The sequence below is a fragment of the Streptomyces sp. NPDC002623 genome, from assembly GCF_053592635.1.
Genome location: NZ_JBSFWB010000007.1, coordinates 125,016 through 134,539, shown reverse-complemented (window position 1 = coordinate 134,539; position 9,524 = coordinate 125,016). Strand labels below are relative to the sequence as shown.

Below are 9,524 nucleotides of genomic sequence, written 5' to 3'. Positions count from 1 at the left end.
TTCTGGACGCAATGGATCCGGAATGTGGCGAGAATTCGCCTGAATTCAGGGCAAGTCGGGCCCCATGAAAGCCACAAAAGCCGCGAAAGGTATACACACTTTGGCTGCTTCTTATCGGGCACGGGGCAGAAATCAAAGACTCCGGATCCGGTGATCCGGACCGGGTTCCCCAACTGTACCGCGCTCAACCACACTGAATTGCCCCCTCCGCTTCTATCGCGGAGAGGGCAATTCGATGAACGCTCGGTAATCGCTGTTACCGACGGTTACTACCAACGGGTACTGAACAGCGGTCAGTCACTGCCCGGCCGCCGCCCGGCCGCCGCTCAGCCGCCCGCGACCGCCGGGATGATCGAGACGCCGGCGCCGTCCGGAGTCGGCGTCTGAAGCCCCTGCTCGAAGCGGACGTCGTCGTCGTTGACGTACACGTTGACGAACCGACGCAGCTTGCCCTGATCGTCGAGAACGCGGGCGGCGATGCCGGTGTGGTTCTTCTCGAGGTCGGCGATGACCTCGCCGAGGGTCGCCCCCTCGGCCTTCACCTCGGCCGAGCCGCCGGTGTAGGTGCGCAGGATGGTGGGGATGCGGACGGTGACGCTCATGACTTTCGACCTCCGGTCAGGTGGAGCGCCCCGCGGGGGCGCGGGGCAGTGACTAGCCGAGACCCGCGTCGCGGAACGACTCGAGGTTGGGGCGGATCGTCGCGGTCAGTCCCGTGCCGGCCACCGCGTCGAGCGTCTTGAGACCGTCGCCCGTGTTCAGCACGACCGTCGTGAGCGTCGGGTCGAGCAGACCGTTCTCGATCAGCTTGCGCGTCACACCCACCGTCACTCCACCGGCGGTCTCCGCGAAGATGCCCTCGGTCCGCGCCAGCAGCTTGATCGCGTCGACGATCTGCTCGTCCGTCACGTCCTCCACCGCACCGCCGGTACGACGCGCGATGTCGAGCACGTACGGACCGTCCGCCGGGTTGCCGATGGCCAGCGACTTGGCGATGGTGTTCGGCTTCTGCGGACGGACGACGTCGTGCCCCGCCTTGTACGCGACGGACACCGGGCTGCAGCCCTCGGCCTGAGCGCCGAAGATCTTGTACGGCCTGTCCTCGACGAGCCCGAGCTTGATCAGCTCCTGCAGCCCCTTGTCGATCTTCGTGAGCTGCGAGCCGGAGGCGATCGGCACGACCAGCTGGTCGGGAAGCACCCAGCCGAGCTGCTCGCAGATCTCGTACGCCAGGGTCTTGGACCCCTCCGCGTAGTACGGCCGCAGGTTGACGTTGACGAAGCCCCAGCCCTCGCCCGCCGGGTCGCCGATGAGCTCGGAGCAGAAGCGGTTGACGTCGTCGTAGTTGCCCTCGATGCCGACGAGCTCGCCGCCGTAGACCGCGGCCATGACGACCTTGCCCTGTTCCAGGTCGTGCGGGATGAACACGCAGGAGCGGAAGCCGGCGCGGGCCGCCGCGGCGCCCACCGCGCCGGCCAGGTTGCCGGTCGAGGAGCACGAGAGGGTGGTGAAGCCGAAGGCGCGCGCCGCCTCGATGGCCTGCGCGACGACGCGGTCCTTGAAGGAGTGCGTCGGGTTGCCGGAGTCGTCCTTGACGAAGAGCTTTCCGGCGTCGACGCCCAGCTCACGGGCGAGGTTGTCGGCCTGGACGAGCTTGGTCCAGCCCGGGTTGATGTTCGGCTTGTCCGCGACGTCGGCCGGGACCGGCAGGAGGGGCGCGTAGCGCCAGACGTTCGCGGGTCCCGCCTCGATGCGCTTGCGGAGCTCCTCCGTGTCGTAGGAGGAGAAGTCGTACGCGATCTCGAGCGGGCCGAAACACTCCTCGCAGGCGAAGACCGGCCCGAGGGGCACGCGGTGACCGCACTCACGGCAGTTCAACGCCGCGGCGGGACCGAGGTCGACGGCCGAGGCGGAGCTGGAGCTGGAGGCGGAGGAAACGGTGGATTCGGTTGCAACGTTCTGCGCAGCCATGTGAGGGGAGGCCCTTTCTCCTCATCTTCCTCACGACGCACTTCGCCGTGAGACGGATTTGGCACCTTCCCGAGCCGGGAGCCTCACCACGACGACGTGGTCAGACCGGCTGGAGGGTTGCCGGGGCTTCATCGGGCCGTATCCCTCTGCCCCTCTGGATGAGCGGTATTCGGTTGTTGATCTCAATGAGTGCGTTGATCTCATTGAACCGTGGACGACCTCGGACATGCGATGGTCATCCGCGTTGTTCAAGACTGTAACCGAAGCCCAGGATCGTTGAGATAGTCGTCCGAACCGCGAGATGTACGCGAGATGTGAGGAGCCGCCGTGCTGGAAGAGGTCGAGCGCTGGCTGGCCACCCGCTCCTGGTCGGGGACCGATCGCCCGCTGCACCGGATCCTGGCCGCCAAGCGCGCCACGAACCAGTCGGTGTCCGTGGTGCTGCCCGCGCTGAACGAGGAGGAGACGGTCGGCGACATCGTCGCGATCATCCGCCACGACCTCATGCAGCAGGTCCCGCTCGTCGACGAGATCGTGGTCGTCGACTCGGGATCGACCGACCGGACCTCCGAGGTCGCCGCGGCGGCCGGAGCCCGGGTCGTCCACCGGGACGACATCCTGCCGCGCATCCCGGCCGTGCCCGGCAAGGGCGAGGTCCTGTGGCGCTCGCTGCTCGTCACCGGCGGGGACATCGTCTGCTTCATCGACGCCGACCTGAAGGAGTTCTCCTCCGACTTCGTCTCGGGCATCGTCGGCCCGCTGCTGACCGACCCCGGGGTGGACCTCGTCAAGGGCATGTACGACCGTCCGCTGGGCGGCGCGGCCGGCCAGGGCGGGCGGGTCACCGAGCTGATGGCCCGGCCCCTGCTGAACATGCACTGGCCGCAGCTGGCCGGGTTCGTGCAGCCGCTCGGCGGCGAGTACGCGGCCCGCCGCAGCCTGCTGGAGCAGCTGCCCTTCCCGGTCGGCTACGGCGTGGAGCTGGGCATGCTCGTCGACGCCCTGCACCTGGTGGGCCTCGACGCCCTCGCCCAGGTCGACGTCGGCGTCCGCAAGCACCGCCACCAGGACGGTCAGGCCCTCGGCCGGATGGCCGCGGCGATCTACCGCACCGCCCAGCTCCGGCTGGCCCGCGGACACCTGATCCGCCCCTCCCTCACCCAGTTCGAACGCAGCCCGGACGGCTTCGAACCGCGCACCTACTCCGTGGACACCGAGGAGCGGCCGCCGATGGCGGAGATCGCGGAGTACCAGTCCCGCAAGGTCGCGTAACACCGCACACCCGTTGTATACGTCCTGGCCACACAGGGCGACCGTACGTTTGAGCGTTTCCGGAGCGGGCTAGGTTGAGGTCTATGGCTACCACCGGTGGAGCTGCTCAGGTCCTGGTCGCGTCCAACCGCGGCCCGGTCTCGTACACGGTCGACGAGGGCGGCTCGCTGCGCGCGAAACGCGGCGGCGGCGGGCTGGTCTCCGGCCTGTCGGCCATCGGGCCGGACGCGGGCGCGCTGTGGGTGTGCTCGGCGTTGTCCGACGGCGACCGGGAGGCGGTCCGGCGCGGGGTCGGCGAGGAGGGCGTGCGCATGCTGCCCATCCCGGCCGATGTGCACGCCGACGCGTACAACGGCATCGCCAACTCGGTCCTGTGGTTCGTCCACCACCTGCTCTACCAGACCCCGCTGGAACCGGTCTTCGACGCGGAGTTCCGCCGCCAGTGGGCCTCGTACGAGACGTACAACCACGCGTTCGCGCAGGCCCTGGCGGAGGAGGCGGCGGACGGCGCGGCCGTCCTCGTCCAGGACTACCACCTGTGTCTGGTCCCGGGGATGCTCCGCGCACTCCGCCCCGACCTGCGGATCGCGCACTTCTCCCACACGCCGTGGGCCCCCTCGGACTACTTCGGCCTGCTGCCCGCGGACATCCGCGAACAGCTGCTGAGCGGCATGCTCGGCGCGGACCGCCTGGGCTTCCTGACCCACCGCTGGGCGGACGCGTTCACCGCGTGCTGCGCGGAGTACGCCGGCGGGCCGGGGAAGACGCAGGTCGGCGTGCACGGCCTCGGGGCCGACGCCGACTTCCTGCGGGAGCGCTCGCACCGGGCGGACGTCGAGGAACGGATCGCCGCCCTGCGCGAGGAGATCGGCGGCACGGACCGGAAGGCGATCGTCCGCGTCGACCGCACCGAGCTGTCCAAGAACATCGTGCGCGGGCTGCTGGCCTACCGGCAGCTGCTCGACGACCACCCGGAATGGCGCGAGCGGGTCGTCCACGTGGCGTTCGCCTACCCCTCCCGCCAGGACCTCGCCGTCTACCGGGACTACATGGCCGAGGTGCAGCGTCTGACGGACGAGATCAACTCCGCGTACGGCACGCCCGGCTGGACGCCGGTCCTGCTGAACCTCAAGGACGACTTCGCCCGCTCCCTCGCCGCCTACCGCCTCGCGGACGTCGCCCTGGTCAACCCCATCCGCGACGGCATGAACCTGGTCGCCAAGGAGGTCCCGGTCGTCTCCGACGAGGGCTGCGCCCTGGTGCTGTCCCGGGAGGCGGGGGCGTACTGGGAACTGGGCGAGGACGCGCTCGTCGTCAACCCGTACGACGTCCTGGAGACCGCACGGGCCCTGTACGAAGGGCTGACCATGAAACCGGAGGAGCGGGCCGAGCGCACGAAGCGGCTGTCCGCGGCGGCGACCGCGCTCCCCCCGGCCCAGTGGTTCCTGGACCAGCTGAACGCCCTGCGGGAGGCTCCCGGGGTTCAGCCGAGCTGAGCGGCCAGCTCCCGCAGCAGCGCCACGACCCCGGCGGGCCCGTCGACGACGAGGTCCGCGCGCTCCGCGAGTTCGCCGACCTCGGTACTGCCGCTGCACACCAGCAGCCCGGGGACGCCGTCGGCGCGCAGTCGCTCGACGGCGGCGAAGGCGGGCAGGTCGCCGAGGTCGTCACCGGCGTACAGGACGCTCCGCGCGCCGGTCTCGCGGACGTGCTCCAGCAGGGCCATGCCCTTGTCCATGCCCGGCGGGCGCAGCTCCAGGACCATCCGGCCGGGCTCGACGATCAGTCCGTGCCGGACCGCGAGGTCGCCGAGGGGCGCGCGCAGCGCTTCGAACGCGGCTTGGGGATCGGCGGCGCGACGCGTGTGGACGGCGACGGCCTGGCCGGCCTTCTCCTCCACCCACACGCCCGGCAGGTCCCCGGCCGCCGCCAGGACCCGCGGGAGCTCGGCGCGGACGGCGGCGACTCCCGGGTGCGGGGCGGGGGCGCTCAGGGCGCCGGTGCGCGCGTCCCAGCGTTCGGCTCCGTAGAGCCCGAGGACGGTGAGCTGCGCGAGCCCTGCCACCCCGGCGAACCCGCCGTGCCGTACGGCGACCTCGGCGGGCCGCCCGGTGACGACGGCCACGGCCGCGATCTTCGGTGCGAGGGCCGCGAGCGCGGGCACGGCGTCGGGGTGCGCCCGGGCGTCCTCGGGGTTCTCGACGATCGGGGCGAGGGTGCCGTCGAAGTCGAGGGCGACGAGGGTGCGGGAGGGTTCGGCGAGGATCGCGTCGAGTGCGGTGCGTCCGGCTGCGGTGGTGGGTGCGTGGATGCCCATACGGCGACGATATCCACGCCCCGGACTCCACGTGCCGGCGATCGCGTCAGCGATCGGCTCGCCTGGTGTCCCGCACCCTTCTCAGCCTGTTCACCGTGACCGGGTCGTGGGCCAGGGCCCGGGTGTCGTCGAGGAGGGCGTTGAGGAGCTGGTAGTAGCGGACCGGGGACAGGTCGAGTTCCTCGCGTATCGCCCGCTCCTTCACGCCGGGGCCGGAGAACCCGCGCCGCTCCAGGGCGAGGATGCGCCGCTCCAGCGCCCCCAGCCCGCCCGCGTCCTCCGCCTCGTCCGCTCGCTGCTCCATACCCGCAAGGTAACGCGCACGACTGACACCCGGCCCGGTCGGCTCACTCGCCGGAGGCGCTCTCCAGGGTCGTGGCCGTGGTCTGGAGCTCGCCCAGCACATCGGCCGGGTTGCCGTTCGCAGCGACGGCCTGGCCGATCCGCTTCTTGATCTCCGCGCTGACCTTCGCCCAGGAGGTCCGCCCGACGGGGTAGGACTCGGAGAGGGCGAGTTCCTCCAGGAACGGCTTGAGGTCGGCGTCCTCCTTGGCCGAGCCCATGACCTGGGAGGCGGAGTTGGTGACCGGCAGCAGGTCGTACTCGCGGGAGAAGTCGAGCACGTTCTCCTCGCTGTAGACGAAGTCGAGGAAGTCCCCGATCTGGTCGCCGTGCCCGTTCTGCTTGAACGCGGTCATCCAGTCGGCGACGCCCAAGGAGACCTTGCTCGGGCCGTCGAGGCCGGGCATCGGCACCATGCCGAACTCGACGCCCTTGGCCTCGGCCGCCTTCATCAGCGAGGGGTGCCCGTTGAGCATGCCCACCTCACCGGCGGCGAACGCGGTGAACGCGGTGGCCCGGTTGAGCTTGCCGGGCGCGACCGGCCCGGTCAGGCCCTTGCCGACCAGGTCGTTCTTCAGCCAGTTGAAGGTGTCGACGTTCTCGACGGAGTCGATGCTGTAGCTGCTGACGGTCTGGGAGTAGCCGCCCCCGCCGCTGAGCAGCCACTGCAGGGTCTCGGCCTGCGCCTCCTCGGAGCCCAGGGGCAGGGCGTACGGGTACTTCACGCCCTCCTCCTTGAGCGCCTTCGCGTCCTTGGCCAGCTCGGCCCAGGTGGTCGGCGGGGTGAGCCCGGCCTTCGCGAAGAGGGTCTTGTTGTAGAACAGCAGGCGCGTGGAGGAGGCGAACGGCATGCCGTACTGGATCCCGCGCACATCGCCCGCGTTGGCGAGCTGGGACACGAAGTCGGCCTCGACGGGGATGGAGAGGACGTCGCCGACCTTGTAGAGCAGGTCGTCGGCCGCGTAGTCGGCGTACGAGCCGATCTGGGCCATGTCGGGGGCGTCGCCCGCGTCGACCATCGCCTTGACCTTGGCGTCGACGTCGTTCCAGGAGTACACGGTCACCTCGACGGTGACGCCGGGGTGCTTCTTCTCGTACGCCTTGACGAGTTTGTCCCAGTACTTCTCGGAGCTGTTGGCGCTGCTGTCGCCGTAGTCGGCGGCGACGAGTCTCAGGGTGACGTCGTCGGAGCCTGAGGTCAGCCCGCAGCCGGCCAGGACCGCCGCCATGCCGAGGGCGGACGCCGCCGCGATGGTTCCTGACTTTCGTGCCCGCTGCACCGAACCGCTCTCCATCACTCGTCCACTAATCCCAAACTGAATGTTCATACCAATGGATCCGTTATCCGGAGTAAGGTCTACACCACGCAATTGGACTAGACCTCTTGCGGGTCTTGACGCGCACGCTACCTCCATACCGGTAAGTGGACTAGACCTCTCGCGGGTCCTAGGTCCACACTGTTCCGGTGAGACATGTCATCGCCCTGGACGTGGGCGGCACCGGGATGAAGGCCGCCCTGGTCGGCGCGGACGGCGCGCTGCTGCACCGGGCCCGCCGCGCCACCGGCCGTGAGCGCGGCCCCGACGCGGTGGTCGCCGGCATCCTCGACTTCGCCGCCGACCTGCACGAACACGGCGTCGAGGAGTTCGGCGAGCCCGCGTCGGCCGCCGGCCTCGCCGTCCCCGGCATCGTCGACGAGGCGAACGGCGTCGCCGCCTACGCGGCCAACCTGGGCTGGCGGAACATACCCCTGCGCGAGCTGCTCGCCGCCAGGCTCGGCATCCCGGTCGCCCTCGGCCACGATGTGCGCACCGGCGGCCTCGCCGAGGGCCGGATCGGCGCGGGCCGCGGCGCGGACCGGTTCCTGTTCGTGGCCCTGGGCACCGGCATCGCGGGCGCGATCGGCGTCGAAGGCCGGGTGGAGGCGGGCGCGCACGGCTTCGCGGGCGAGATCGGCCACATCGTCGTACGGCCCGGCGGGACCCCGTGTCCCTGCGGGCAGCACGGCTGTCTGGAGCGGTTCGCGTCGGCCGCCGCGGTGAGCGAGGCCTGGGCGGCGGCCTGCGGAGACCCGAAGGCGGACGCCGCGGACTGCGCGAAGGCCGTCGTGTCCGGCGACCCGAACGCCGTCCGGGTCTGGCAGGGGGCCGTGGACGCCCTCGCCGACGGCCTGGTCACCGCTCTCACCCTGCTGGACCCACGCGTCCTCGTCATCGGTGGCGGCCTGGCGGAGGCGGGGGAAACCTTGTTCACACCACTACGCGAAGCACTCCGCCGACGGGTGACCTTCCAAAAACTCCCGGAGACGGTCCCGGCAGCCCTGGGCGACAGCGCCGGCTGCCTGGGCGCAGGCCTCCTGGCCTGGGACCTTCTCAAATCAACCGACGGTATGGAGGTAACACCCTGATGGCCACCCCTCTAGGGACGCGGGGAACTGCGCAAAAAGCCACGACGCACCCGCAGGTACTGACCGGCGCAAGGGTGGTACTCCCCACGGGCACGATCCCCGACGGCCGCGTAACGATCAGCGGCACCAAAATCACCGCCGAAGCCGCCCGTGGCGGACACGAACTCGACGTGTCCGGCCACTGGCTGGTCCCCGGCTTCATCGACCTGCACAACCACGGCGGCGGCGGAGCCTCCTTCTCCGGGACGGCCGAGGACGTCCAGAAGGCCATCCACACCCACCGGCTGCACGGCACCACCACCGTCGTCGCCTCGACCGTCACCGACGACATGGACGTCCTCGTCCGCCAGGCCGGTCTGCTGAGCGAGCTGGCCGAGCAGGGCGACCTGGCCGGCATCCACTTCGAGGGCCCCTTCATCTCGCCGTGCCGCAAGGGCGCGCACTCCGAGGCGCTGCTGCGCGACCCGGATCCGGCGGAGGTGCGCAAGCTGATCGACGCGGCGCGCGGCCGGGCGAAGATGGTCACCCTGGCGACGGAGCTCCCCGGCGGCCTGGACTCCGTACGGCTGCTCGCCGAGCACGGCGTGATCGCCGCCGTCGGGCACACGGACGCGACGTACGAGCAGACGGTTCAGGCCATCGAGGCCGGAGCCACCGTCGCCACCCACCTCTTCAACGCGATGCCGTCACTCGGCCACCGCGCCCCCGGCCCCATCGCCGCCCTGCTGGAGGACGAGCGGGTGACGGTCGAGCTGATCAACGACGGCACGCACGTCCACCCCGCCGCCCTGGAGCTGGCGTTCCGTCACGCGGGCGCGGGCCGGGTCGCGTTCATCACCGACGCGATGGACGCGGCCGGTTTCGGCGACGGCCGCTATCGGCTCGGCCCGCTGGAGGTCGAGGTCAGCGAGGGGGTGGCCCGGCTGGTGGAGGGCGGCTCGATCGCGGGCTCCACCCTCACCCAGGACCGCGCCTTCCAGCGGGCGGTGACGATCGACCGGCTCCCGGTGGAGGACGTGGTCGCGGCCCTGTCCGCCAACCCGGCCCGTCTGCTGGGCATGGACGACCGGATCGGCTCCCTGGAACCCGGCAAGGACGCCGACCTGGTCCTGCTGGACGAGAACTTCGAGCTCAAGGGCGTGATGCGCAAGGGGGATTGGGTGGTGGATCCCCAACTGGCCTGAAACGTCCGTCCACACAGGGACGGTGGCTGAC

9 protein-coding genes and 1 riboswitch are annotated in these 9,524 nt (G+C 70.5%); of the genes, 4 read left to right on the top strand and 5 right to left on the bottom strand.

What is annotated here, in order from left to right; genetic code table 11:
* Nucleotides 1-326: 326 nt before the first annotated feature.
* Complete coding sequence (locus tag ACWD4O_RS14975) at nucleotides 327-602, bottom strand: MoaD/ThiS family protein (RefSeq protein WP_358803613.1); 276 nt, start codon at nucleotides 600-602, stop codon at nucleotides 327-329.
* A 52-nt stretch (nucleotides 603-654) separates the two neighbouring features.
* Complete coding sequence (gene thrC / locus ACWD4O_RS14970) at nucleotides 655-1,971, bottom strand: threonine synthase (RefSeq protein WP_451280106.1); 1,317 nt, start codon at nucleotides 1,969-1,971, stop codon at nucleotides 655-657.
* Nucleotides 1,972-1,989: 18 nt separating this feature from the next.
* A riboswitch (SAM riboswitch) is annotated at nucleotides 1,990-2,136 on the bottom strand.
* Between the two features lie 162 nt (nucleotides 2,137-2,298).
* On the opposite strand from thrC, the gene ACWD4O_RS14965 reads away from it, so the two are divergent.
* Both ACWD4O_RS14965 and ACWD4O_RS14960 read left to right on the top strand, forming a co-directional pair.
* Nucleotides 2,299-3,243 (top strand): glucosyl-3-phosphoglycerate synthase, encoded by a 945-nt coding sequence (locus ACWD4O_RS14965; protein WP_351904458.1) that lies wholly within the window; start codon nucleotides 2,299-2,301, stop codon nucleotides 3,241-3,243.
* Between the two features lie 83 nt (nucleotides 3,244-3,326).
* Nucleotides 3,327-4,739: an alpha,alpha-trehalose-phosphate synthase (UDP-forming) gene (locus ACWD4O_RS14960; protein WP_451280105.1), complete on the top strand. Its 1,413-nt coding sequence runs from the start codon at nucleotides 3,327-3,329 to the stop codon at nucleotides 4,737-4,739.
* On the opposite strand, the gene otsB is transcribed toward ACWD4O_RS14960, so the two are convergent.
* From otsB to ACWD4O_RS14945, 3 genes are read right to left on the bottom strand one after another with little or no spacing between them, the layout of a single operon-like run.
* Nucleotides 4,727-5,560 carry a trehalose-phosphatase gene (gene otsB, locus ACWD4O_RS14955; RefSeq protein WP_451280104.1) on the bottom strand — a complete coding sequence of 278 codons (834 nt, stop codon included), beginning with the start codon at nucleotides 5,558-5,560 and terminating at the stop codon, nucleotides 4,727-4,729. The two genes, ACWD4O_RS14960 and otsB, sit on opposite strands and share 13 nt — an antisense overlap.
* Nucleotides 5,561-5,606: 46 nt before the next feature.
* On the bottom strand, nucleotides 5,607-5,864 hold the full coding sequence (locus ACWD4O_RS14950) for a DUF3263 domain-containing protein (RefSeq protein WP_451280103.1): 258 nt from the start codon (nucleotides 5,862-5,864) through the stop codon (nucleotides 5,607-5,609).
* A 43-nt stretch (nucleotides 5,865-5,907) separates the two neighbouring features.
* A complete protein-coding gene (locus ACWD4O_RS14945) occupies nucleotides 5,908-7,131 on the bottom strand; it encodes an ABC transporter substrate-binding protein (protein WP_451280315.1) in 1,224 nt (407 codons plus the stop codon).
* 236 nt (nucleotides 7,132-7,367) lie between these two features.
* Here ACWD4O_RS14945 and ACWD4O_RS14940 point away from each other — a divergent pair, with 236 nt between their 5' ends.
* Together ACWD4O_RS14940 and nagA are read left to right on the top strand one after the other, a co-directional pair.
* Nucleotides 7,368-8,309 (top strand): ROK family protein, encoded by a 942-nt coding sequence (locus ACWD4O_RS14940; RefSeq protein ID WP_451280102.1) that lies wholly within the window; start codon nucleotides 7,368-7,370, stop codon nucleotides 8,307-8,309.
* On the top strand, nucleotides 8,309-9,493 hold the full coding sequence (nagA, locus tag ACWD4O_RS14935) for an N-acetylglucosamine-6-phosphate deacetylase (protein ID WP_451280101.1): 1,185 nt from the start codon (nucleotides 8,309-8,311) through the stop codon (nucleotides 9,491-9,493). Before ACWD4O_RS14940 ends, nagA begins: the two co-directional genes overlap by 1 nt.
* Nucleotides 9,494-9,524 lie beyond the last annotated feature (31 nt).

Bases quoted from the DNA above. Each gene is read 5' to 3' on its own strand.
- ACWD4O_RS14950 (WP_451280103.1), bottom strand. From the start codon at position 5,864: ATGGAGCAGCGAGCGGACGAGGCGGAGGACGCGGGCGGGCTGGGGGCG.
- ACWD4O_RS14945 (WP_451280315.1), bottom strand. From the start codon at position 7,131: ATGGCGGCGGTCCTGGCCGGCTGCGGGCTGACCTCAGGCTCCGACGAC.
- thrC (WP_451280106.1), bottom strand. From the start codon at position 1,971: ATGGCTGCGCAGAACGTTGCAACCGAATCCACCGTTTCCTCCGCCTCC.
- ACWD4O_RS14975 (WP_358803613.1), bottom strand. From the start codon at position 602: ATGAGCGTCACCGTCCGCATCCCCACCATCCTGCGCACCTACACCGGC.
- nagA (WP_451280101.1), top strand. From the start codon at position 8,309: ATGGCCACCCCTCTAGGGACGCGGGGAACTGCGCAAAAAGCCACGACG.
- otsB (WP_451280104.1), bottom strand. From the start codon at position 5,560: ATGGGCATCCACGCACCCACCACCGCAGCCGGACGCACCGCACTCGAC.
- ACWD4O_RS14960 (WP_451280105.1), top strand. From the start codon at position 3,327: ATGGCTACCACCGGTGGAGCTGCTCAGGTCCTGGTCGCGTCCAACCGC.